This window comes from Kerstersia similis, assembly GCF_965139615.1.
GTDB classification, from domain to species: domain Bacteria; phylum Pseudomonadota; class Gammaproteobacteria; order Burkholderiales; family Burkholderiaceae_B; genus Kerstersia; species Kerstersia similis.
Genome location: NZ_CBCSIQ010000002.1, coordinates 174,420 through 196,507, shown reverse-complemented (window position 1 = coordinate 196,507; position 22,088 = coordinate 174,420). Strand labels below are relative to the sequence as shown.

At 59.4% G+C, this 22,088-nt stretch carries 22 protein-coding genes and 2 pseudogenes; 13 read left to right on the top strand and 11 right to left on the bottom strand.

The window, feature by feature from the left end; genetic code table 11:
- Window positions 1-79: 79 nt before the first annotated feature.
- Window positions 80-517 (top strand): type II toxin-antitoxin system RatA family toxin, encoded by a 438-nt coding sequence (locus tag ACNA1V_RS02195; RefSeq protein WP_415831941.1) that lies wholly within the window; start codon window positions 80-82, stop codon window positions 515-517.
- A complete protein-coding gene (locus tag ACNA1V_RS02190; RefSeq protein WP_415831940.1) occupies window positions 510-860 on the top strand; it encodes an RnfH family protein in 351 nt (116 codons plus the stop codon). The genes ACNA1V_RS02195 and ACNA1V_RS02190 overlap by 8 nt, the downstream gene beginning before the upstream one ends.
- Before the next feature lie 51 nt (window positions 861-911).
- Here ACNA1V_RS02190 and ygfZ read toward each other — a convergent pair whose 3' ends face one another.
- A complete protein-coding gene (gene ygfZ, locus ACNA1V_RS02185) occupies window positions 912-1,910 on the bottom strand; it encodes a CAF17-like 4Fe-4S cluster assembly/insertion protein YgfZ (RefSeq protein ID WP_415831939.1) in 999 nt (332 codons plus the stop codon).
- A 247-nt stretch (window positions 1,911-2,157) separates the two neighbouring features.
- Between ygfZ and mltG the strand changes: the two genes are divergently transcribed.
- From mltG to ACNA1V_RS02155, 6 genes are all read left to right on the top strand, one after another.
- The gene (gene mltG / locus ACNA1V_RS02180; RefSeq protein ID WP_415831938.1) at window positions 2,158-3,162 is read left to right on the top strand and encodes an endolytic transglycosylase MltG; all 1,005 of its coding nucleotides are present in this window, start codon (window positions 2,158-2,160) and stop codon (window positions 3,160-3,162) included.
- 9 nt (window positions 3,163-3,171) lie between these two features.
- Window positions 3,172-3,801 carry a dTMP kinase gene (tmk, locus tag ACNA1V_RS02175; protein WP_415831937.1) on the top strand — a complete coding sequence of 210 codons (630 nt, stop codon included), beginning with the start codon at window positions 3,172-3,174 and terminating at the stop codon, window positions 3,799-3,801.
- Window positions 3,792-4,856 carry a DNA polymerase III subunit delta' gene (gene holB, locus ACNA1V_RS02170; RefSeq protein ID WP_415831936.1) on the top strand — a complete coding sequence of 355 codons (1,065 nt, stop codon included), beginning with the start codon at window positions 3,792-3,794 and terminating at the stop codon, window positions 4,854-4,856. The genes tmk and holB overlap by 10 nt, the downstream gene beginning before the upstream one ends.
- A 13-nt stretch (window positions 4,857-4,869) precedes the next feature.
- Complete coding sequence (locus ACNA1V_RS02165; RefSeq protein WP_415831935.1) at window positions 4,870-5,640, top strand: TatD family hydrolase; 771 nt, start codon at window positions 4,870-4,872, stop codon at window positions 5,638-5,640.
- A gap of 161 nt (window positions 5,641-5,801) precedes the next feature.
- Window positions 5,802-6,572 carry an ankyrin repeat domain-containing protein gene (locus tag ACNA1V_RS02160; protein WP_415831934.1) on the top strand — a complete coding sequence of 257 codons (771 nt, stop codon included), beginning with the start codon at window positions 5,802-5,804 and terminating at the stop codon, window positions 6,570-6,572.
- Between the two features lie 246 nt (window positions 6,573-6,818).
- On the top strand, window positions 6,819-8,111 hold the full coding sequence (locus tag ACNA1V_RS02155) for a Glu/Leu/Phe/Val family dehydrogenase (protein WP_415831933.1): 1,293 nt from the start codon (window positions 6,819-6,821) through the stop codon (window positions 8,109-8,111).
- Between the two features lie 93 nt (window positions 8,112-8,204).
- Here ACNA1V_RS02155 and ACNA1V_RS02150 read toward each other — a convergent pair whose 3' ends face one another.
- The 3 genes from ACNA1V_RS02150 to ACNA1V_RS02140 all read right to left on the bottom strand — a co-directional run bounded on the left by ACNA1V_RS02150 (window position 8,205) and on the right by ACNA1V_RS02140 (window position 10,812).
- Entirely contained in the window at window positions 8,205-9,008 is an 804-nt protein-coding gene (locus tag ACNA1V_RS02150) for an alpha/beta fold hydrolase (protein WP_415831932.1), read from the bottom strand.
- Between the two features lie 258 nt (window positions 9,009-9,266).
- Window positions 9,267-10,103 (bottom strand): RsiV family protein, encoded by an 837-nt coding sequence (locus ACNA1V_RS02145; RefSeq protein ID WP_415831931.1) that lies wholly within the window; start codon window positions 10,101-10,103, stop codon window positions 9,267-9,269.
- A gap of 70 nt (window positions 10,104-10,173) precedes the next feature.
- Window positions 10,174-10,812, bottom strand: a complete 639-nt coding sequence (locus tag ACNA1V_RS02140; RefSeq protein WP_415832027.1) for a glutathione binding-like protein — start codon at window positions 10,810-10,812, stop codon at window positions 10,174-10,176.
- 160 nt (window positions 10,813-10,972) lie between these two features.
- Between ACNA1V_RS02140 and ACNA1V_RS02135 the strand changes: the two genes are divergently transcribed.
- Window positions 10,973-11,299 (top strand): tetratricopeptide repeat protein, encoded by a 327-nt coding sequence (locus ACNA1V_RS02135; RefSeq protein WP_415831930.1) that lies wholly within the window; start codon window positions 10,973-10,975, stop codon window positions 11,297-11,299.
- A 5-nt stretch (window positions 11,300-11,304) separates the two neighbouring features.
- Window positions 11,305-11,661: an arsenate reductase (glutaredoxin) gene (arsC, locus tag ACNA1V_RS02130; RefSeq protein WP_415831929.1), complete on the top strand. Its 357-nt coding sequence runs from the start codon at window positions 11,305-11,307 to the stop codon at window positions 11,659-11,661.
- Window positions 11,662-11,992: 331 nt separating this feature from the next.
- Here arsC and ACNA1V_RS02125 read toward each other — a convergent pair whose 3' ends face one another.
- From ACNA1V_RS02125 to gcvA, 6 genes and pseudogenes are all read right to left on the bottom strand, one after another.
- Complete coding sequence (locus tag ACNA1V_RS02125; protein ID WP_415832026.1) at window positions 11,993-12,397, bottom strand: DoxX family protein; 405 nt, start codon at window positions 12,395-12,397, stop codon at window positions 11,993-11,995.
- A 501-nt stretch (window positions 12,398-12,898) separates the two neighbouring features.
- On the bottom strand, window positions 12,899-14,416 hold the full coding sequence (gene purF / locus ACNA1V_RS02120) for an amidophosphoribosyltransferase (protein ID WP_415831928.1): 1,518 nt from the start codon (window positions 14,414-14,416) through the stop codon (window positions 12,899-12,901).
- A gap of 265 nt (window positions 14,417-14,681) precedes the next feature.
- A pseudogene (locus ACNA1V_RS02115) lies at window positions 14,682-15,164 on the bottom strand (CvpA family protein); the annotation flags it as partial.
- A 182-nt stretch (window positions 15,165-15,346) separates the two neighbouring features.
- The gene (locus ACNA1V_RS02110; RefSeq protein WP_415831927.1) at window positions 15,347-16,147 is read right to left on the bottom strand and encodes an SPOR domain-containing protein; all 801 of its coding nucleotides are present in this window, start codon (window positions 16,145-16,147) and stop codon (window positions 15,347-15,349) included.
- A 68-nt stretch (window positions 16,148-16,215) separates the two neighbouring features.
- Window positions 16,216-17,535 carry a bifunctional tetrahydrofolate synthase/dihydrofolate synthase gene (folC, locus tag ACNA1V_RS02105; RefSeq protein ID WP_415831926.1) on the bottom strand — a complete coding sequence of 440 codons (1,320 nt, stop codon included), beginning with the start codon at window positions 17,533-17,535 and terminating at the stop codon, window positions 16,216-16,218.
- A gap of 180 nt (window positions 17,536-17,715) precedes the next feature.
- On the bottom strand, window positions 17,716-18,600 hold the full coding sequence (gcvA, locus tag ACNA1V_RS02100) for a transcriptional regulator GcvA (RefSeq protein ID WP_415831925.1): 885 nt from the start codon (window positions 18,598-18,600) through the stop codon (window positions 17,716-17,718).
- Window positions 18,601-18,730: 130 nt separating this feature from the next.
- Between gcvA and ACNA1V_RS02095 the strand changes: the two genes are divergently transcribed.
- On the top strand, window positions 18,731-19,354 hold the full coding sequence (locus tag ACNA1V_RS02095) for a glutathione S-transferase family protein (protein WP_415831924.1): 624 nt from the start codon (window positions 18,731-18,733) through the stop codon (window positions 19,352-19,354).
- 95 nt (window positions 19,355-19,449) lie between these two features.
- A complete protein-coding gene (locus tag ACNA1V_RS02090) occupies window positions 19,450-20,409 on the top strand; it encodes an LLM class oxidoreductase (RefSeq protein ID WP_415832025.1) in 960 nt (319 codons plus the stop codon).
- Between the two features lie 144 nt (window positions 20,410-20,553).
- Here the strand turns inward: ACNA1V_RS02090 and ACNA1V_RS02085 are convergent.
- Window positions 20,554-20,907, bottom strand: a pseudogene (locus ACNA1V_RS02085) (winged helix-turn-helix transcriptional regulator); the annotation flags it as partial.
- A 114-nt stretch (window positions 20,908-21,021) separates the two neighbouring features.
- Here ACNA1V_RS02085 and ACNA1V_RS02080 point away from each other — a divergent pair.
- Entirely contained in the window at window positions 21,022-22,044 is a 1,023-nt protein-coding gene (locus ACNA1V_RS02080) for a zinc-binding alcohol dehydrogenase family protein (RefSeq protein WP_415831922.1), read from the top strand.
- Window positions 22,045-22,088 lie beyond the last annotated feature (44 nt).

Here is a 22,088-nt window from a genome sequence, read left to right as displayed (position 1 = left end):
AGATGCCTGGGCCGGTTTTGTTTAACCGGCGTCGCCCGAACAGTTAAAATCCATCTATTCTATCTATTTGCGACAGGTAATGCATAAAGTACAACGCTCCGTCCTGGTCCCGCACCGCCCTGAACAGATGTTCGACCTGGTTGCGGATGTTGCCCGCTATCCCGAATTCATGCCCTGGTGTGGCGCGACGGAGGTGCTGCACAGCGATGAAAAGGGCATGCGTGCGTCGGTCACCATTTCATTTGCCGGCTTGCGGCAGAAATTCACGACCCAGAATACGCATGATTATCCGCGCAGCATCACACTGCAGTTGGTAGATGGACCGTTTTCCGCACTGACAGGGCGGTGGGAGTTCCTGCCGCTGGGAGAGGATGCCTGCAAAGTCATCTTTACGCTGGATTATGCGTTTTCCAGCCGGGCGCTGGAAGCGGTCGTCGGTCCGGTATTCAACCGCATTGCGTCCAGCTTCATCGATTCCTTTACCAAGCGCGCGCAAGCTTGTTATGGCAATGCCTGAGTCGTGCCCGTTGAATGCCGGCGGCGATCTGCGCGTGCAGGTTTGCTATGCCGAGGCCGGGCACGCCTGGCTCGAAGAATGCTGGCTGCCGCCCGGCGCCACGGTACGAGACGCGCTGCTGGCTGTGGAATACGAGGGTAGGGCGCCAGGGCAGCCGCTGGATGCCCTGGATCTGGGGGTTTTCGGCAAACGCTGCTCACTGGAGACGGCCCTGCATGATGGCGACCGGGTGGAAATCTATCGCCCGCTGGTATTCGATCCCATGGAATCGCGCCGGCGCAGGGCGGAGCTGAAAGCCCAGGGCATGCCTGGCATGCAGCGGCGCCGGCGCCGCCAGGGCTGACGCAAATCACAGTCTCGCAGCCGGGCGGGAACCGGCCCGGCCAGCGCCCGCTCAGTTTTCCGGCTTTTCCAATGGATAGGGCAGGCTGCCTATCGTAATGGCAGGCCCATCTACCGCCCCATAACGCAGCTCACCGGCGGCGAGCACATCCAGCGGTGCTTCCAGCAGGACGACGCCAGGCGCGCTGGCCACGACCCGACCGGCAGGTTCCTGGGGCCGAGCTGGATCAAAAACATCCGCTGCCGGATCGGCCAGCAACGTTGGGGCAGCATTCAAGGTACCGTAACCCATACGACGCTTCAGCGTGCCACGATAGTGGCTACGTGCCACGACTTCCTGCCCGGGGTAGCATCCTTTGCGGAAATTGATGCCGCCAATGCAGTCGAAATTGACGTTTTGGGGGACGAACAGATCTGCCGTGGCACCCCCTATCCAAGGAATACCGGCTCCCAGATGCGCCTGATACCAGGTCTCGGCGTCCATCGTCTGCGCGCCGGCCAATACCGGTGCTTCCATGTTCACAGGCAGGACAAACCATTGCAACGGCCCTGCGGGTGCCTGTGGCAAGGCAATCCAGGTGCCGCTGGGAAGGTCTGCCTTCTGCCAGGGTGTTTGGGGCAGGCTTCCGCCCGCGAGCTGTTCCGCCTGAGTCAATTGCTCGGCAGCCACGCTCGCCCCATAGACCGCTTGCGGGCTGGCAGAGATTTTGGCCTTGGCGCGCAAAATGAACATCGCCAGCCGGCGCGTCAGCGCGTCCGCGGCATCCCCGCGCGCCAGCAGCAAAATGTCTCCAGCCGCCTCAGGCGCCTGCCCGGAAGCCTGTTCCCCTGAACGCCAGACCAGCAAGCTGACCAGCAGGCGGCCCTTGGGGCTGCAATAACCCGCCAGCCTGGCCTCGGCTGGCCCCAGATGTTCAATGTCCTGGGTCAGCTGTCCATGCAGAAAACTGGCAGCATCCGCGCCGGTGACGCGGAAAACGGCAAATTCAGGCAGCGGCGTCAGGAAGAGCGGTGCCGCATCATTACCGTCAAGGGAATCTATGGTGGTCATTCTGGTCAAATCCGATGCAAGGAAACATGGCCCAGCCTGCCTGATGCCGATCAGGGGCTGCCATCGCCATATCAGGCAGCAGCAGCGCTGGCTGGCCGCTATCCTGGCAGGCAGGGCGAGACTCGTCCAATGGGCGAATATCGGCTTCATCATAACGTTTTACATGTACTATCGTCGCCTCATCGCATACTGATCCGCATCCGGGCAGGCGCTTGTGGCCCGCTCCATCCATGACATTGCTTTCACCATGAAATACCTGCGTCTGTTTCTTCTTTGGGTGCTGCTGCCTGCAGTCCTGTTGGTTGCTGCGGCCGGTGGCGCCGCCTGGTATTGGACGACACACCCCTTGGCCATGAGCCAGGAAAAAATAGACTTTGTGGTTGCGCCCGGCAGTACGCCCGGCAGCATTGCAGCCAGCCTGCAGGAGCAGGGCGTCGATATCAATCCACGTGCTTTTTCGTGGTTGGCCCGTTACCGTGGGGATGATGTCCGTATCAAGGCTGGCGGCTATGAGGCGATGCGCGGGGATACGCCGCTGCAACTGCTGGAACGCCTGTCCAGCGGCACCATGAGCCAACGCCAGCTGACTTTTGTCGAAGGCTGGAGCTATGCGCAGATTCGTGCTGCGCTGCGCGGACACCCGGATGTCAAACAGACGCTGGATGGCGTCAGCGACCAAGCGCTGCTGGAACGCCTGGGCAGCAACTTTGAGGCGCCGGAAGGCCTGTTTTTCCCGGATACCTATATCTTTACCCCTGGAACCAGCGATTTCGATATCCTGGCGCAGGCCTACCGGGCGCAGATTCGCGAGCTGGAGCAGGCCTGGGCACAACGTCAGGCCGATCTGCCGCTCAAGACCCCCTATGAATTACTGACGCTGGCTTCCATTATCGAAAAGGAAACCGGCCATCATGAAGACCGTGGCAAGGTTGGGGGAGTGTTCATCAATCGTCTGCGTATCAATATGCCGTTGCAGACCGACCCGACGGTCATATACGGCATGGGGGAACGCTATCAGGGCCGCATCCGTAAGCGTGATCTCGAAACCGATACGCCCTGGAATACCTATACCCGGCGCGGCCTGCCGCCCACGCCCATCGCCAGCCCTGGACGCGCGTCCTTGCTTGCGGCGGTGGCGCCAGACGAGCATGGCTATTACTATTTCGTCTCACGGGGCGATGGCAGCAGCGCCTTTGCTGCGACTTTGGCGGAACATAACCGCAACGTCGTCCGTTTTATTCTGAATCGTTGAAGGGAACCCATGGCCGCCAGGCAAGGCTATTTCATTACTCTGGAAGGCGTGGACGGCGCCGGCAAAAGCAGTCATATGGATTGGATCGCCGATTGCCTGCGTCGGTACGCGCCGGAATTGGTCGTTACCCGGGAGCCGGGCGGAACCCCCGCCGGCGAACACCTGCGTGACATGCTGCTCCATCAGCCTATGCACCAGGATACCGAACTGATGCTGATGTTCGCTGCCCGCTGTGAGCACCTGCGTACGCTGATCAGCCCGGCGCTGGCGCGTGGCGGCTGGGTGCTGTGCGACCGTTTTACGGACGCTACCTATGCCTATCAGGGCGGCGGCCGCGAACTGGATGACTCGCGCATCGCCAGCCTGGAGCAATGGGTGCAGCTTGGTACCCAGCCGGATCTGACACTGTTATTCGATGTGCCGCTGGAGGTCGCGCGAGCCCGCCGCACCAATGCGCGTGAACCCGACCGTTTCGAAGCCGAAGCCGACGCTTTCTTTGAACGCACCCGGCAGGCCTATCTGCGTCGTGCGGCTGCCGCACCTGGCCGTATCCGGATCATTGATGCCTCGCGTTCAATGGACGAAGTGCGGGCATCGGTAGAGTCGGTTCTCATGGAACGATTGCAATCATGGCAGTAAGCCCGATCAAGTCCGGCTACGAATTTTTGCCCTGGCAGAAAAAAGTCGCCACGGACTGGCTGGCCCAGCGTGAGCGCTTTGCGCATGCCTGGCTGATTCATGGCCTGGCAGGCATCGGTAAAACACATTTTGCCCGTGCGGCGGCTGCCAGCCTGTTATGCGAGCAGCCACAGCAAGGCCTGGCCTGTGGCCGTTGCGAGGCCTGCGGCTGGATTGCTGCCGGCAATCATCCCGATTTGCGCTTGTTGCGGCCGGATAGCGTTGCCCAGGAAGAGGGGAATGGCGAAGAAGAATCCGACGCCGCCGGCAACGATGGCGGCGGCGCCAAGAAAGCGCCCTCAAAGGAAATTCGCGCCGAACAGATACGCAGGCTGGGCAACTGGTTCAATACCGCTACGCACCGGGGAGGATGGCGGGTTGCCGTCCTGTATCCCGCCGAAGCCCTGAACCACATTACCGCCAATGCCTTATTGAAAATTCTGGAAGAGCCGCCAGCCAACACCGTATTTCTGCTGGTTGCCGATGCGCCAGATAAACTCCTGCCTACCATTGTGTCGCGCTGCCGCCGGCTGCCGTTGCCAGTTCCGGCCAAGGACACAGCGCGGGCCTGGATGGCGGAGCAGGGGGTAAGTGACGCGGATGCCTGGCTGGCCGCCGCCGGAGGCGCACCCGTACTGGCGGTAAAACTGGCTGCCGGGCGCGCGCAACCCTGTCCGGCCTGGTTGCAGCAACTCTCCGGCCAGCTGGCACAAGCCGGGCAGGGTGATATCGGCAATATTGCCGACCTGCTGGAAAAAACAGCCGCCAGCGAATGGCTGGATGCGCTGCAGCGCTATTATTTTGACTTGCAGCTCGCCATGGCGGGCTTACCGCCGCGTTATTACCCGGCGCTGGCAGCGGATACCGAGGCAATTGCGCGGCGGGCCGACCCGGTCGGGTTGAGCGATACCGCACAATGGATCAAGCGCCAGCAAGCGATTGCGGAACATCCGCTCAACCCGAAACTTTTCATCCATAGCGCACTACAGCGCATCCTGCTATCCACGCGAGCGTGAGTACGGCCGCATCATGTATATCGACTCTCATTGCCATCTGAATTTTCCTCAACTCAAAGACCAGCTGCCCGAGATTTTTGCCAGCATGGATGCCAATCAGGTCACCCATGCCTTGTGTGTCAGTGTCAACTTGCCGGACTGGCCCGACATGATGGCGCTGGTGGAGTCCTCGCCCAGGCTATGGGCCTCGGCCGGCGTGCATCCGGATTATGAAGACACACCGGAAGCCAGCCCGGCCATGCTGCTGGAAATGGCGCAGCATCCCAAGGTTGTGGCGATCGGCGAGACCGGCTTGGACTATTACCGCCGTGAAGACCAGCCCGAATGGCAGAAACGGCGTTTTCGCGAGCATATCCAGGCAGCGCGCCAGACCGGTTTGCCCTTGATCATTCATACCCGCGCATCGGCCGCCGAAACCATCGACATGATTGCCCAGGAAGGACAGGGCGAAGTGCGCGGCGTGATGCATTGCTTTACCGAAGACTGGAACAACGCGCGCAAAGCCCTGGATCTGGGTTTCTACATTTCAATTTCCGGCATTGTGACCTTCAAGAATGCACCGGTCATCCATGATGTGGCCAGCAAAGTGCCGCTGGATCGCCTCTTGATTGAAACGGATTCTCCCTATCTGGCACCCGTTCCGTTCCGGGGAAAGCTCAATGACCCTTCCAAAGTCCGTTATGTCGCGGAAAAGATTGCCGAGCTGCGAGGACTGGATGCAGCGCAGGTCGGGCAGGCAACAACAGAAAATTTCTTCAATCTTTTCAAAAAGATAAAAAGATAAGTTGATCTGATTTATAGGATTTTCTGGCTTGCTCCTGGATATTTAAAAAATACCAACAAAATCATATATTTACATAATATACATAAAGCGTTTTAGTTAAAGTGACTTCTTTAAAGTGATTTTGTTAAAGTAAAGTCTCGATCTTGTTGCTGGAGCTTGTCATGACCCGCCGCCACTTTTCGTTCTTGCCATCGCTGCCCCCATCAGCCACGCAGCCGGCGACCCCGGAATCCGTCGGGAAAGCCCGTCTCCGTACATCATCCGGCCGTCGTCAGCTTTGCCTGATGCTCGCGTTCAGCCTGTGCTGTGGCACGGCCTGGGCGAGCAAAGATGCGCGCACCCATGCGCCGAAAGACTGGTGGATCAATCTCGATAATGACAGGGCAGCCGCTGTCGCCAGCGATCTGCGCGCGGGCGCCGATCCCAATCTGCGCAACGCCGAAGGCATGCCCTCCATCATGTATGCCGTCCGCAAAAATGCCTGGAATGCATTTGATCTGCTGGCGGCAGCTCCCACCTTGAATCTGGAAGCACGCAATCGCTGGGATGAAAATGTGCTGATGTATGCGGCTTTGATGGGGCAGACTGGCAGGGTAGAGCAGTTGATCCGGCGCGGTGCGGAGGTCAACAAACTGGGTTGGACCGCCTTGCATTACGCAGCCGCTGGTGGCCATGTCGATACCGTCGATCTGCTGCTGACCGAAGGCGCCATCGTCAATGCGCCCGCGCCGGATGGCACCAGTCCGCTGATGATGGCAGCCCAGGCCAATAGCAAACCCGCCGTGGAACACTTGCTTCAGGCCGGCGCACATTTGCAGCAACAGACGGCGGATGGACGGACGGCCATGGATTTTGCGCAATCCAAGGGGCATACGCGCCTGGCCGCTGAATTGCGTGAATTGATGGCCCGCCAGGCTGTTCAGGCCCGCTGATATTTGCCATCTATCAGTACTCAGGCCGCCAAGATTCGGCCTGGTGAACCTTCCGTAGCGGAAGGTAGGGTTGCCCTGAAATCCTAAATCTTTATTTTCATTAACGAAATCCTGAAAATCCGAGTTGGACGGAGTGTTGTTGCGCGACAAAAAAATAAATGGGGACAATCATTTTTTGCAGCGCGATCTCGCATAGAATTTGGGGCGCAACTTTGTAAATCACCGGCCACAACGGAGACACCCGGAATGATTGCGCAGCACCCCACGCACAACCTGCCATCCTATCTTGATCCCAACCACCTCGGTCCCTGGGGCATTTACCTGCAACAGATAGACCGTGTCGCGCCATATCTTGGCGATCTGGCACGATGGCTGGAAACCCTCAAGCGTCCCAAGCGCATCTTGGTCGTCGATGTTCCGATCGAACTGGACAATGGAAAAATTGCCCACTTTGAAGGCTATCGTGTCCAACACAATACCTCCCGCGGCCCGGGCAAGGGCGGCGTGCGTTATCACCAGGACGTTACGTTATCCGAAGTCATGGCACTGTCTGCCTGGATGTCGGTCAAGAATGCCGCCATCAATCTGCCTTATGGCGGCGCCAAGGGCGGCATCCGGGTCGATCCCCGCCAGCTCAGCATGGGCGAACTGGAGCGCCTGACGCGCCGCTATACCAGCGAAATCGGCATCATCATCGGGCCGAACAAGGACATTCCCGCACCGGACGTCAATACCAATGCGCAGGTTATGGCATGGATGATGGACACCTACTCAATGAACGAGGGTGCGACCGCCACTGGCGTTGTGACCGGCAAGCCCATCACGCTGGGTGGGAGTCTGGGGCGGAATGAAGCCACGGGCCGCGGCGTATTTGTCGTGGCTTGCGAAGCTGCCCGGGATCTGGGCGTTCCGCTGGAAGGTGCACGGGTATTGGTGCAGGGCTTCGGCAATGTCGGCGGTATTGCCGCCAAGCTGTTTCAGGAAGCCGGCGCCAAGATCATTGCCGTGCAGGATCACACCGGCAGCGTGCGCAATGATAAAGGCCTGGACGTTGCGGCCTTGCGCCAGCATGTGCAGACCCATGGCGGCGTCGCGGGTTTTCCTGGCGGCGAAGATCTCGCGAACGACGATTTCTGGACGCTGGAGGCCGAGTTCCTCGTGCCGGCGGCGCTGGAAGGGCAGCTGACGGAGGAAAATGCACCGGGTATCCGTGCACGGATTGTCGTGGAAGGCGCCAACGGCCCCACGACACCACAGGCAGATGACATCCTGCGCGACAAGGGCATACAGGTCGTGCCGGATGTGCTGGCCAATGCCGGTGGCGTGGCAGTCAGCTACTTTGAATGGGTACAGGACTTTTCCAGTTTCTTCTGGACAGAAGATGAAATCAACCAACGGCTGGAACGCATCATGCGTGCTGCCTACGCGTCGATTTCCGGTGTCGCACAACAACACGGGGTGTCCCTGCGCACGGCGGCCTTTATCGTGGCCTGCTCGCGCATCCTCGAAGCCCGCCAATTGCGCGGTCTCTACCCCTGATCGTGGCCGGGCTGCCAGCCCGGCGCCGGCGCAGATGCTGCACACCCCAGGCTGGCGACCTGACCGGGATGTGCGGCCTGCTGGCTTGTCATATCAAGCCAGAAATGCGCTAACGATTTCGTTGAAACGGCGGGGATGTGCCAGATTGACGGCATGCGAGGCGCCAGCCACTTCCACCACGCTGGCGTTGGGCAGGTGAGCGGCCAAATGCGCAACCGTTTCATGAAACCGTTCCGGGCTGCGTTGCCCCTGCATCAGGAGTACGGGCAAAGTCAGGCCCGCCAAGGCTTCTGGCTGATAATGCGGCAGCAGGTCAGTATTGAGCTGGCTGGGCAAGGTATGGGCATTATCCAGTGCCATCTTGCGAAAGCTGGCCGGGCTGTAGCGCCAGCTGCCTTCGCGGCTGACACTATCGACAAACTCGGCGACAGCGCTTTCGGTGACACCGGCTTCCAGCTGCGCGGCCAACCGATCCCGGAATGCCTTGTCCAGACGCAGGGCGGCGCTGTCATCGCCTTCCATGCGGCCGGCCGGTTCGACCAATACCATTTTTCCCAATTTTTCCGGAATACGCTGGGCCAGATGGCACGCCAGCAGGCCGCCGCGTGAATGCGCCACGACATCGACCGTGCCTGGCAGCGCCTGCACCAATTGTGTCAGCTCATCGACATCCCTGGACCAAGACAGCTCGGGATACGATTTGCTTGGATAGTAGGCGCGGAGACTGGGGGCTATAGCATCGCGCCCATGCTGGGCAAATTCCGACACTTGGGCCCGCCAGTAACGGGCATCACACAGAGAACCGTGAATGAAAAGCAGCGGCGCACCTTGTCCGGCGCGCAAGCCTGCCCACGACAACGTGGCGGGCAGATTGAAATAGGTGAAATCGGCAGACATGAAAAAAAGAGACCAAGGCCGCCATGGCCTGAAGCGGCGAGTTTAACCGGCCCTAGCCTGGGATGGCTGCGAAACGGGATGGCCCAGCACCACCATACCGGATCTTGCCGCATCTGCTGGTACAGCTCTTGCACCCACAAGGTGACCCAGAAAAATGGCCTGACGGGATTTCCCCCATCAGGCCAATGCGCACAGCGCCCCGCAAGCGGCGGTTGCTTAACTTGAGCGGATGTGCCGGATGCGCTGCCTATTTCCGGCTTACTTGGCTGCCTGCACCGGTGCGGGCAGGTACTCGGGCTTCAAGATCCCCTCGAGCGAGGAATAGGGCAGATTGAATACCGGCATGCCATCCGAACGCGGAGCGATCGAATACAAGGGGTACAGAATCCGCACGCCGTCGGCTTCCAGTGCAAAAATGTTGCTGGGCTGGTAGGGCCAGGTCTGCACATACTCCGCGTACTGCGCCTGGCTCAGATTCTTGGCCGCCATCCATTGATCGAATGCAGTGCGCAGCAAGGTTTCAAAACGAGGCTTGGCGCCAGGCTCCAGAACATCGTCGAGCGTCAATGCCCGTTGCTGGGGAATCGACCAATTCAGGTACTCAGTCTGGAACATGCCATTGGCGCCGCCGGCATATTCTTCGGTTTCCAGCTCTACGACCAGCAAAGATGGCGTTTCACGATAGGGTTTTGCCTGGAGCGTCACAACGTCCTGCGGCGCGGCGCTTTGCAGGAACGCGGCACGCAAGGCCTTGATCGTTGTGTACGGAGACTGGCCGCCGTCCAGCATGTGCAGCAATTGGCTTTCAATGCTTTGATTCAAGGCGGGCTGAGTCGGGTAACGCGCCACTTCCACCGTCAGATTGCCGCAATACTGGTTAGCGCTCAGGGTAGTCAGTTCGCAGCTGTTCTGGATTTCTTTCCAGCTTTCCAGGCTGTACGGCAAGGCGGCACTGGTTTTGACAGGTGTCACGCCAATATCCGTCGGAGGTTTGGTCCCGCAGGCAGCCAGCAACATGGCAGTTGTCAACGCAGATACCGCCAGCAGCGCTTGGCTTCGGGGAGAGCGATTCAATGCCGGGAAATTGTGTTTCATCGTTGCGTACCTCTTTAAAAGAATTGGGTTAATCAATACAGCGGCGTGCGCCGCCGTACACCAGGGCCTGTCAGGCTGCGTTGCGCACTTTTTCGCCCAACTCATAGGCGCGCCTCACGGCCGGACGAGCGGCAATACGCGCCATCCAGTCCTTGATGCGCGGAAAATCCTCAATGTTCTGCTGTTGACGCTCATACGGCACAATCCAGGGATAAATGGCCATATCCGCAATGGAATATTCCCCGGCGACGAATGGCCTGTCCGTCAGGCGTTTTTCCAGTACGCCATACAGACGTGTGGTCTCTTTGACGTAGCGCTCAATGGCATAGGGCACCTTTTCTGGCGCAAATACGGAAAAGTGATGGTTCTGGCCAGCCATGGGCCCCAATCCGCCCATCTGCCAGAACAACCATTGCAGCGCATCCATGCGCTCACGCAGATCGGGCGACAGGAACTTGCCGGTTTTCTCAGCCAGATAGACCAGAATTGCGCCCGATTCAAAAATGGGGATTGCCGCTTTCCCATCGACCGGATCGTGGTCGATAATGGCAGGGATACGGTTGTTAGGCGACACAGCCAGGAAATGTGGCTGAAATTGCTCGTTTTTGGAAATATTGATTGGCTGCAGGCGGTATTCCAGGCCTGTTTCTTCCAGGAAAATGGCAATTTTTTGGCCATTAGGCGTAGGCCAGTAGAACAGGTCTATCATCATTGATCCAGAAAAAGTCGATGACGCCAAACACAGCAGAAACGTTGGCATCCGGGACAAAGCTGCACGACAGTATCGTATAGACAGGCATTCAAGTCCATGCGTTCAAATCAAGGAAGTTTCAGCAAATGTGAACGGATGGCCATGAGAGGAAAAAATTATGCAGAATGATTTGCTCAGCCGCCTGGAGGCCATGCGCCAGGGCGGACAGGACAACCTTTTGTTGCGATTCAGCCTGGGCAAGGCCTACGCCGAGCAGGAACGCTATCAGGAAGCGGCCAGCGAACTGGAAGCCGCCCTGGCGCACGACCCGGATTACGGGGCGGCCTGGAAATGGCTGGGCCGCGCCCGCTTGGCACTCAATGACATGGGCGGTGCCCGCATGGCCTGGGAAGAGGGTGTCGTCCGTGCTGAAAATCGCGGCGATAAACAGCTGGTCAAGGAAATGCAGGTTTTCCTCAAACGCCTGGACAAAGCAGGAGCATGAGCACCATGGCAAAAGCAAGGATTTACCACAACCCGCGCTGCGGCACCTCACGCACAGTTTTGCAACGGCTGCAAGACGCGGGCCTGGAGGTAGAAGTCATTGAATACCTCAAACATCCTCCCACGCGTGCGCAACTGGAAGCGCTGATCCTTGCTACCGGACTGAAGGTACGTGATGTCGTACGCAGCAAAGAAGCCGTGTTCACGGAGTTGAAACTGGACGCTCCGACGCTGACCGATGCCGCATTGCTGGACGCCATGGCCGAGCACCCCATACTGATCAATCGGCCTATCGTCGTGACTGACCTGGGAACACGCCTTTGCCGGCCAGCCGATGTGATTGAAGAGATTCTGCCGCGCTGACGCGTCTGGCGATTGATCGAGCCATCGGTCACCCATCAGAACCGGGATTGCCATGGCCATCCCGGCGCAGGCGTGCAGGGTGAAAAACCGCTGGCCCGGCAGACCCGGATCACGAACCAGGCACTTCATCCAAAAGTTCAGATATCTACCTCAATTAATTGTTTTTATTGAAACAATTAATTCTAATGAGTGATATCCCGCTGACCGTCCCAAACCTCTTGTGCAACGCAAAGGCGCGGCCCAGGAGGTTTAGGACTTAGGACTGGCAGAAACAAGGGAGCCAGGGCAACAGGCAGGGTAGTGGGGCCAGTATCTGGCACCGGCACCTTGCTTAGTTATAACGGCCGCCAGCACCCGACAGGCTGAAGCGACCGGCGCCCAGAAAGAAAATCGCCAAGGCACCGAACAGGAACATGCCGGGCAATTCCGGTGCCCAGCCGCCGCTGCGTGACATGTGCGCCAGCTCGCCGCTATGCGCCAGGAAGAAGGCAAACAGCATATTGATGACCACCAGCAAAGCGCCGACTCGCGTGTAGGTGCCCATGACGATCAGGAAAGGGCCGAGCACTTCACCCAGATACGTGCCATATGCCAGCCAGCCGGGCAGGCCTTTGGCCACCAGCATGGCCTCAGGGCCGCCGACGCCATTGACCAGCTTGAACAGGCCGTGCAGCAGAACCAGCAGTCCCACGGCGAGGCGCAGCACCAGTTTTCCCATGTCATCGGATTTCAGCATGTTCATCGTTCTCGCGTAATCGGTTTCAAAAAAATCAGTCAGGCCCGGATGGTAAAACCTCAGGCAGCCATGATCATAGAGGATAGGCTGAGCACAAGACAAAATCTGTGCCTGAGCGCAGGCCCAAGGCCAAGTTCAAAGCTGACGATTCCTGCCCCGATCTGCCGCTACAAATAGCGCATAATGTATATTATGTTAAGTACGATATCTGGATGAAAATCCTGTCCTGTGTCGCTCGATCCCAAGCCCCTCCTTCATCACGTTCATCACGTTTGGCGATCATTGCCATATACGCCTGCGCGGTCATACACGGGAACGCTGCAGCACGGCGAAGCGTCCATCTTCGTTTCAATCCACGGATTCGCATCACATCGGACTGCCTCACGATAAAAAAACACCTGGGCAGCGCCTACGCACCGCCCAGGTGTTTTGCCAACGAATCTTCCAGTCTCCGTGGCCATGCTTACATGGCCACGGAATCCGCTTGACTGACACTCAAGCTCAATCCGCGCCGTTTTCGTTGTCGCTACCGCCCGATGGCAATCCTACGCCTTCCGGCGGCGCGACATCCCGGCCGGATGCCAGCCGTTCCAGATACGCTGCGTCGATGTCCCCGGTGACGTACTTGCCGCTGAAACAGGAATCCTCAAAGGCTTGCAGCGCCGGGTTGATTTTCGTGATCGAGTTGCGTAAGGCGTCCAGATCCTGGAATATCAACGCATCAACACCTATCCGGCGTGCGATTTCCTCTTCGTTGCGATTATGCGCAATCAATTCCGTCTGCGTCGGCATGTCGATACCATAGACATTCGGAAAACGCACAGGCGGCGCTGCCGATGCCATATAGACCTTATTGGCTCCTGCCGCACGCGCCATTTCCACGATTTCATGGCTGGTCGTGCCGCGAACAATGGAGTCATCCACCAGCAGCACGTTTTTGCCGCGGAATTCCATGTCGATGGCATTGAGCTTCTGGCGTACCGATTTCTTCCGAACTGCCTGCCCCGGCATGATGAAGGTACGGCCGACATAGCGATTCTTGATCAAGCCTTCGCGATAGCTCAGGCCCAAGCGGGCAGCCAGCTGCATTGCGGCAGGCCGCGAGGAATCAGGCACCGGCATGACCACGTCGATATCGCCCAGGCGCAGCTGGCGCGCAACCTTTTCGGCCAGGCTCTCGCCCATGCGCAGACGTGCGTCATAGACCGACACCCCATCCATCAGCGAATCCGGGCGCGCAAAATAGACATACTCGAATACGCAAGGCGTATGAACCGTTGCGCCTTCGAAATCGCGTTGCGACAGGTTGCCGTCCAGGTCGATGAAGACCGCTTCACCCGGCTGGATGTCACGGACGAACGAGAAACCACAGCCAACCAAAGCGACCGACTCCGAAGCGATCATCCACTCATCGCCCTTCCCTTCGTCACGGTGCCCCAGGCACAGAGGCCGGATGCCGTTCGGGTCGCGGAAAGCCAGCAGGCCGTAACCCGAGATCTGCGCTACGACGGCATAAGCGCCCTTCACCCGCTTATGCACCGCATTCACGGCGGCAAACATGGCATCGGTATCCAGCGACACGCCTTGCGCAGCCTGTTGCAGCTCGTGCGCCAGGACGTTGAGCAGCACTTCCGAATCGGAATTGGTATTGATATGGCGGCGGTCGATGCGGAACAGCGATTCCCGCAATTCACGCCAGTTCGTCAGGTTGCCATTGTGCGCAAAGGCAATGCCGAAAGGCGCGTTCACATAGAACGGCTGGGCTTCTTCGACGCTGTCGCTGGAACCTGCGGTGGGATAGCGCACATGGCCCAGGCCAGCATTGCCAGGCAGCGAGCGCATGTTTCGGGTTCGGAAAACATCCCGCACCAGGCCATGGGCCTTGTGCATATTGAAGCGGCTTTCGTGCATCGTTACGATGCCGGCGGCATCCTGCCCACGATGCTGCAAAAGCAACAGACTGTCATAGATCAATTGATTGACCGGACTGCGTCCGACAACCCCGACGATTCCACACATGCTTGGTTCCTGTTGAATAAACGGGACATTTGCACCAGACGGCTGGCGCAGTTCCGCCACTACTGGGTGGGGCCTGAGGGCCCCGAATTTAAAACGATGCTGCCGGGCCCCGTACGCTAGGCGAGGCTCACGCTTGGGCCGAAAGTCAAAGACCTGCGCCCTGGGCGGACCCTCCTTGCATATCCTGAACCGATATCACTTTGCCCGACAGGGCTTCGAGTGCGCCCGGGCTGATTTCCGTGGGCCGAACGGGTTCCTTCCACTCCGGCAGCCAGTCCGGCCCATGCACGCCCAGCCAGGCTGTAATTTCGGAAACGGCATTCTGTGCCGTTCCTGCAAACATCGCGTCCTTCCACCAGACTTGCTCGGGCATGGGGGTATATCCTGCGATGGCCGTACCGACCAACACCAGCACCACGCCGCGCAACAGGCCGAACAAGCCGCCAAGGCCATGATCAGCCGGCGTCAGGCCAGTGGTGCGCACCAGCGCCGCCAGTGTCATGTTCAATAACCCGACCAGCAACAATACTGCAATGAATACAATGAGATAGCCCAGCACCATGCGTAACATGGGCGCTTCGAGATAAGGCATCAGCCACTCATACATGAGCGGCCCCCACCCTATGGCTGCCAGCGTGGCAGCGGCAAACGCCAGCAGGGAGAGCACTTCCTTGAGCAGCCCGCGAATCAAGCCCAGCACACAGGAAGCGCCGAGCACGACCAGCACAACGATGTCATAGGCCGTCATGAGCCGGCTCCGGCAGGCGTTTGCGCCGGACAGGAGCCGATATCGCATTCATATGTCCCCTGCTCCGGCTTGGCCGGGAACCTGCTGCTGCCGAGCTTGCCGGCGGAAGCATCATTCGCCATCCCTAGGAGCAGGAGCGCAGAGACCATTGCGATGTCTTGTGTATAGGTGAGCAGCCGTTCTTATTGCGGAGCGATGAAACCGTTGTCGTATCCCAAGGTACGCAAACGGGCTTGTGCGGCCTGCGCCGCATCGCGCGAAGGGAATGGCCCCACGCGCAGCCGGAACTGGCGCTTGCCACCGGCCGTGATGGGTTCGACATAGGCATTGGTGATGCCTGCGGCATGCAGTTCATTGCGCCGAGCGGCCGCCGAGGCTTCCGTCGTATAAGCCGCCACCTGCAGGACGAAACGCCCCTGCTGCGCGGCCGGCGTACTTGCCGGGCGAGGCTGCGGACGGTTGGACTGCACATTGCGGCCTTCCAGCAGCGCCAATGCGACCGCGCCGTCATCGGTGCGCTGCGAATCGCGGCTGGGCTGAGGGGTGGGTGCCGGCGCCGGAGCAGGCGTTGGCGTACGAGCCGGCGGACGCGTCTCGACCGGCGGCGTCACCCGTGGCGCTTGCGCGACCGGAGGCAGGTTCAAAGGCGCTTCCGGCGCAGCGGGTGGTGCCGTTTCTGTATTTTCCGGCGTGCTGGGCGTCAACGCACTCGAGGCGTCAGCCACCACCTCAGGGGTGATGGGGCGTGCAATCAGTTCGGGAATGGATACGGCCACATCCGTTGCCACCGGCACGGGCTCGGAATCCAGCACCATGGGCAGCACCACAACGGCAGCCAGCACCATGGCGAGTGCTCCGGCCAACCGCCGGCGCGCCTTCACACGCAGCGCCCTGGCTTGAGATTCACTGGATACGCCTGTCCGCTGTCGCCTGACAGAAGAGTCTGCCTGGCTGTCTTTGCTCTGGCGAGAAAACAAACCCATGAAATGCGCCCGTCGTAACCGTCGTAAAAGAAATCGGATGGCCCGTTTGGCCAGGCCAGCCCTGAAAATCAGCCTTGAACGCCAGCCGTACGGCCCAAGGCTTCCAAGGCTCCCGCAACCGTCAGGAACGATCCGAACACGACGATTCTATCATTGTCCTGAGCTGCCTCGCGAGCCGCCGCGAAGGCCGCCCGGACATTCTCATATTCATGCACCGCTGGTTCGCCTTCCTTACCCGGTTGAATTTCCAGCGCGTGCTTGACCTTTGCAGCCAAATCCTTGCTGTTGGTGCCGCGCGGCCCTTCCAGGCTAGCGCAGTACCAGCCATCAATACGGCGGCCCAGGGTGCGAATGACGGCATCACAGTCTTTGTCCGACAGCATGCCCAGCACGGCATAGGTATAAGGGTGATACCCCATGTTGTCGAGATTCTGCGCCAGCACGGCAGCGGCGTGGGGATTATGGGCCACATCCAGGATGACAGCGGGCTGGCCCGGCAGGATCTGGAACCGGCCTGGCAAGGATGCCTGAGACAAACCCATGCGGACGGCTTGCTGCGGCACCGGCAAACGTTCGTGCACCGACTCCAGCGCGGCCAGCGCAGCCGATGCGTTCAGCAACTGGTTGGCGCCGCGCAAGGCGGGGTAAGCCAAGGCACGGCGACGCTGATTCCGGCCACCATAGCCCCATTGCTGGCGATCACCGGAATAGTTGAAATCACGACCGAATTGCCAGAGATCCGCACCGATTTCCTCGGCATAGCGGGCCACGCTTTCCGGCGGCATCGGATCGCTGCAAATAGCGGGTTTGTCCTTGCGGAAAATATGGGCTTTTTCCCAGCCGATCGCCTCGCGCGTATCGCCCAGCCATTCGGTGTGGTCAATATCCACGCTCGTCAAAATGGCGCAATCGGTATCCAGGATGTTCACCGCATCCAGACGGCCGCCCAGGCCGACTTCCAGCACCACCGCATCCAGACGCGATGCCGCGAACAGGCTGAGAATGGCCAGCGTGGTGAACTCGAAGTATGTCAGGGAGACGCCACCCCGTGCGGCTTCCACCTTGCGGAAATGTTCGATCAGCTGTGCATCGGTGGCGTACTCGCCATTCACGCGGGCACGCTCATTGAAAACCATCAAGTGCGGCGAGGTGTACAGCCCTACCCGGTAGCCCGCCGACTGCAGGATGGCTTCCAGCATGGTGCAGGTGGAACCTTTGCCATTGGTGCCGGCCACCGTGAAGATCACGGCGTCAAAGTTCAGGTCCAGGCGCCCTGCCACTTCCTTGACCCGCTCCAGCCCCATGTCGATGGACTTGGCATGTATTGATTCAAGGTATGACAGCCACTGCGTCAAAGTGGCTTGTGCATCATCAAGTATGGAAGGCATGGCAGAAAACGGCGCGGCACACGCGCATAAAAGGAAAACATCCGGCGCGGCGCTGTCCAGCATGGCCGCGGCAACCAATCCTCTATTCTATCCCGCTTCGGCCCCTGGCCGCAGCAGGCAGGATGGCCGATTGCAAGGCGCTCCTGTCACTTGTCCTGGCCAGCAGCCCGAGGTCAGGGTTCATGCCTTCGCCTCTTCCCGGATCCATGTCACGAATGCCCTGACCTCGGGGCGCTGCATGGCATCGGCCAATGCCACCAGGTAATAGGCGAAGCGTGCCGGCCAGGGCTTGTCCAGCACCTGCACCAATCGGCCAGCGGCTATTTCTTCGAGCGCGTACGCCTGCGGCACCAGCGCCAACCCTTGGCCTGCCACCGCTGCACGTATCAGAAGATAGTCATCCTCGAACGCCGAACCGCGCTCCGCCCTGGGGTCATCGGCCACACCATGCGCGGCAAACCAAAGCGGCCAGTCTGCCCGATCAGCGTCTTGCAAGAGAGGATAATCCAGGCAATTCTCCGGCGCCTGCATGGCCTCGCGCCCCGCCATCACATCCGGACTCGCCACCGGCACCAGCACCGGCGCCATCAAACGGATGACCTCCAGGCCGGGGTAGTGACCCAGCCCATGTCGGAGCGCCACATCGACCCGATCACGCCGCAAATCCACCAATGCGGATGTCGCTTCAACACGAACCTCTATCTGCGGGTACTGCTGCCTGAAACGCCCCAGGCGCGGCACCAGCCAGGACGCCGCGAAGGACGGCACGGTACTGATCGTCAGGGTCTGCCGCCCCTGGAAAGCTTCCAACGCATCAACGGCACTGTCGATCTGCCTGAAGGCGTCCAGTAAAGTCGGATGGACGCTCGCTCCCGCTTCCGTCAGGCGCAAGCCTTGCCTTTCCCGCGTGAATAGCGCCAGGCCCAGCCGATCTTCCAGCAGGCGGATCTGCTGGCTGACCGCACCGGAGGTGACATGCAAGGCTGCCGCCGCCGCCTTGACGCTGCCACGCTGCCCGACCTCCACAAAGGTTCGCAAGGCCTGTAAAGGAACAGATGCTGCCATGAAATTTAGTTTCTCTAAAGATTCAGATGAAAAATGATCAGTTTGCTCTTTGGCTGGCAAGCGTCATGATGAAGCTTGAGTTTAGGTTTTTATAACAACTTTAGTAAAACTATATTTTTGGTATTTTCCGATGATAGACCTATATACCGATAGCTCTCCCAATGGCTTCAAAGCCACTATCGCCCTGGAAGAGCTGGCACTGCCCTACCGCCTGCACCACATCCGCATCGATGCCGGAGAACACCGGCAACCTGAGTTTCTGGCCCTGAATCCACATGGCCGAATTCCTGTCATCGTGGATACGGCAACTGGCATTACGCTGTTCGAATCGGCCGCCATTCTGCTTTACCTGGCCGAGAAAACCGGTCAACTGTTGCCGCAGGAACCGGTGGGCCGTTGGGAAACCATCAAGTGGCTGCAATTCCATGCGTCCAGCGTCGGCCCAATCATCGGGCAGCGAGTGCATTTTGAACTCGCCGCCACAGAGAAAACGCCTGTCGCCATTGAGCATTTCCGCGTCCTGACGGATCGTCTATTCACCGTGCTGGATGAGCGCCTGGCCCGACATCCCTATCTGGCGGGCAATGACTATTCCATTGTCGATATTGCTCACTTCGGATGGACACATATCGCCCGCGTCGTTGGCTTTGATTTCAGCCAGTTTCCACACCTGAGCCATTGGCATGAGCGTGTGGCGCAACGACCCGCCGTGCGCAAAGGCATCACGCTGCCCGCCCCGGCAACAGGCGCTTGAGCAGCGCGGCACGCATCATGACAACCACGACGAAACATGCCCTTGTCGAGGGCGCCTCTTTTTCCGCATTCCAGCATCACCCTGGCTACCGGCGTATGTTCGCGCCCGACCGCCTGACCCTGGGCATTTTTCTGCCATTACGCTTCTACACTGGCGATATGCGTGTCCTGGCCGGGCAAGCGAAACTGGTCGAAACCATCGATCAGCATAATTTTGCTGCCGTATGGGTGCGTGATGTGCCATTGTTCGACCCCAGGTTTGGTGATGCCGGCCAGGTCTTCGATCCGTTCAGCTATCTGGCCTTTCTCGCCGCAAGAACAGAAAATGTGGCGCTGGCGACCGGCAGCACCCTATTTTCGCTGCGCCATCCCATCGACCTGGCCAAGGCAGCGGCCACTCTCGACCAGCTATCCGGCGGCCGCCTGGTATTGGGCATTGCCTCGGGAGACCGGCCCATCGAATTCCCGGCCTATGGCATTCCCCATGCGGAGCGCGGCGAACGATTTTCGCAGGCAGTCCCCTACTTCCGTGAACTGATGCAGACAGGCATGTTGAGCATTGATTCCCCCCTGGGGCATATTGCTGATGCCGCACTCCTGCCCAAGTCCGTGTCAGGCAGGATTCCGCTCATCGTCACCGGCTCGTCAGGGCAATCATTGGCGTGGATCGCCGCACATGCCGATGGGTGGCTGACCTCTCCCGATGCCACACACACGCCCCAAGGACCGCAAGGTCTGGCAGGCAAGATCCGCGCCTGGCGTGATTTGATCCCTGACGGCGGCTTCCGGCCTCATATGACGAATGAATGGCTGGATCTGGTCGATGACCCTCGCCACCCACGCACGCCATTGCAAGGCGGCCATATCTTGCGCACCGGCCGCAACGGCCTGATCGCGCTACTTGAAGTATGGCGTGAGGCAGGCGTCAATCATGCCGCCCTGGGCATCCAGTTCGCGCAGCGGCCGGCAGCCGAGCTGATTCAGGAACTGGCTGAAGAAGTATTGCCGCTTTTTCCCACTCATCAAGGGCCACCGGCCGTTTCTACGGATTGGTAGCTACTGAAAAGGCACGTTTCACAATACCAAGACCGCCCGAAGCATGGACTGGATATCCACCATGCGGCTGACATGGCTGTGCCCGGACTCGCTGACAGACAGACTGGCCCCATCCAGTTGCGGCAAGCCGGCGTGCTGCAATCAGGCGGATTGCGCGGCTTGCATCCCGACATGGCGGTCTCCCCATGCCTTCAGCGCATGGATGACCGGCGCCAAAGTCTGGCCATAATCCGTCAGCCGGTACTCCACCTTGGGAGGAACCTCGGGATAGACCTTGCGTGCAATCAGCCCATCGCTTTCCAGCTCGCGCAACTGGTTGGTGAGCATGCGTTGGGTGATATTGGGTAGTAGCCGGCGCAGTTCGTTGAAGCGAAGAACCTGCTCGGTCAGCAAGCGGTAGAGGATGACCCCTTTCCACTTGCCACCGATCAGCTTAAGTGTGGCTTCCACCGTGCAACCGGCAGCACAGTCAAAGGACGGGTGAGGAATGCGGGCCATTGTCGCGCCTTACAGTATATTTTTAGACACTATATGCAGATTATGTGCGTTCTTACATAAAGCGACGATAGCAGCAAAAATGGCTTCCATTGTCTATCCACCACGGAGTGCATCATGAAAGCCATCGGTTTCAATCACCCTCTTCCTATTTCCGCGCCTCAAGCGCTGCTCGATCTCGATTTGCCTGACCCGGAATACGGTGAACAGGATCTGCTGGTCGAAGTGCGGGCTATCGCTGTCAATCCGGCGGACACAAAGGTGCGGGCATCCGCACAGCCCGCGCCAGGTACCTGGCGCATCCTGGGTTGGGATGCTGTCGGTCACGTGCATGCAGTTGGTACGCGTGTCACCGGCTTTCAACCGGGTGACCGTGTGTTCTATGCAGGAGCGATAGACCGGCCCGGTTGCTATGCCCAGCGCCAGGCGGTCGATGCACGGCTGGTCGCTCATGCCCCGGCGGCGCTCGGTGACGAGGAGGCCGCGGCCTTGCCGTTGACTGCACTGACAGCATGGGAGACCTTATTCGATCGCTTGAAGGTCGAGCAGCCTATCGCTGGTGCCGCGCCAGCCATCGTGGTGATTGGCGGCGCCGGGGGCGTGGGTTCCATGACCATCCAACTGGCTCGCGCCTTGACGAACCTGACGGTCATCGCCACGGCGTCACGCCCTGAAACCGTGGCTTGGGTCAGGAAGTTGGGCGCGCACCATGTCATTGATCACCGTCAAGCACTGGCGCCACAGGTCGCAGCACTGGGCCTGGGTGCGCCGGCCTTCGTGTTTTCCACCGCACAGACGGAGCACTACCTGCCCGACATCGTGGCGCTGATTGCTGCCCAAGGCCGTATTGCACTCATTGACGACCCGCAGTCACTCGACATTGTTTCCCTCAAGCGCAAAAGCTTGTCGATCCACTGGGAATTCATGTTCACTCGGTCACTGTTGCAAACAGCCGATCTCGCCATCCAGCAGAGCATTCTGAAACAGGTGGCGGAACTGGCGAACCAGGGAAAAATAGCCACCACCCGAACACAGTGTCTCGGTGTGATCAACGCAGCCAACTTGCGCCAGGCTCATACCTTGCTTGAAAGCGGCCGCACCATTGGCAAGATAGTGCTGTCAGGCTGGAACGAAGAATAAGCTTGCCAGGGCAGCGCTGCGCCTGCCGCCATGCCGCAATGAAA

Excerpts from the sequence above, each read along its gene's own strand:
- holB (WP_415831936.1), top strand. The coding sequence starts at position 3,792 with ATGGCAGTAAGCCCGATCAAGTCCGGCTACGAATTTTTGCCCTGGCAG.
- folC (WP_415831926.1), bottom strand. The coding sequence starts at position 17,535 with ATGCCTTCCATACTTGATGATGCACAAGCCACTTTGACGCAGTGGCTG.
- ACNA1V_RS02145 (WP_415831931.1), bottom strand. The coding sequence starts at position 10,103 with ATGAAACACAATTTCCCGGCATTGAATCGCTCTCCCCGAAGCCAAGCG.
- ACNA1V_RS02160 (WP_415831934.1), top strand. The coding sequence starts at position 5,802 with ATGACCCGCCGCCACTTTTCGTTCTTGCCATCGCTGCCCCCATCAGCC.
- ACNA1V_RS02165 (WP_415831935.1), top strand. The coding sequence starts at position 4,870 with ATGTATATCGACTCTCATTGCCATCTGAATTTTCCTCAACTCAAAGAC.
- ACNA1V_RS02125 (WP_415832026.1), bottom strand. The coding sequence starts at position 12,397 with ATGCTGAAATCCGATGACATGGGAAAACTGGTGCTGCGCCTCGCCGTG.
- ACNA1V_RS02080 (WP_415831922.1), top strand. The coding sequence starts at position 21,022 with ATGAAAGCCATCGGTTTCAATCACCCTCTTCCTATTTCCGCGCCTCAA.
- mltG (WP_415831938.1), top strand. The coding sequence starts at position 2,158 with ATGAAATACCTGCGTCTGTTTCTTCTTTGGGTGCTGCTGCCTGCAGTC.
- ACNA1V_RS02190 (WP_415831940.1), top strand. The coding sequence starts at position 510 with ATGCCTGAGTCGTGCCCGTTGAATGCCGGCGGCGATCTGCGCGTGCAG.
- gcvA (WP_415831925.1), bottom strand. The coding sequence starts at position 18,600 with ATGGCAGCATCTGTTCCTTTACAGGCCTTGCGAACCTTTGTGGAGGTC.
- ACNA1V_RS02135 (WP_415831930.1), top strand. The coding sequence starts at position 10,973 with ATGCAGAATGATTTGCTCAGCCGCCTGGAGGCCATGCGCCAGGGCGGA.
- ACNA1V_RS02150 (WP_415831932.1), bottom strand. The coding sequence starts at position 9,008 with ATGTCTGCCGATTTCACCTATTTCAATCTGCCCGCCACGTTGTCGTGG.
- arsC (WP_415831929.1), top strand. The coding sequence starts at position 11,305 with ATGGCAAAAGCAAGGATTTACCACAACCCGCGCTGCGGCACCTCACGC.
- ygfZ (WP_415831939.1), bottom strand. The coding sequence starts at position 1,910 with ATGACCACCATAGATTCCCTTGACGGTAATGATGCGGCACCGCTCTTC.
- tmk (WP_415831937.1), top strand. The coding sequence starts at position 3,172 with ATGGCCGCCAGGCAAGGCTATTTCATTACTCTGGAAGGCGTGGACGGC.
- purF (WP_415831928.1), bottom strand. The coding sequence starts at position 14,416 with ATGTGTGGAATCGTCGGGGTTGTCGGACGCAGTCCGGTCAATCAATTG.
- ACNA1V_RS02195 (WP_415831941.1), top strand. The coding sequence starts at position 80 with ATGCATAAAGTACAACGCTCCGTCCTGGTCCCGCACCGCCCTGAACAG.
- ACNA1V_RS02090 (WP_415832025.1), top strand. The coding sequence starts at position 19,450 with ATGTTCGCGCCCGACCGCCTGACCCTGGGCATTTTTCTGCCATTACGC.
- ACNA1V_RS02110 (WP_415831927.1), bottom strand. The coding sequence starts at position 16,147 with ATGGGTTTGTTTTCTCGCCAGAGCAAAGACAGCCAGGCAGACTCTTCT.
- ACNA1V_RS02140 (WP_415832027.1), bottom strand. The coding sequence starts at position 10,812 with ATGATAGACCTGTTCTACTGGCCTACGCCTAATGGCCAAAAAATTGCC.
- ACNA1V_RS02095 (WP_415831924.1), top strand. The coding sequence starts at position 18,731 with ATGATAGACCTATATACCGATAGCTCTCCCAATGGCTTCAAAGCCACT.
- ACNA1V_RS02155 (WP_415831933.1), top strand. The coding sequence starts at position 6,819 with ATGATTGCGCAGCACCCCACGCACAACCTGCCATCCTATCTTGATCCC.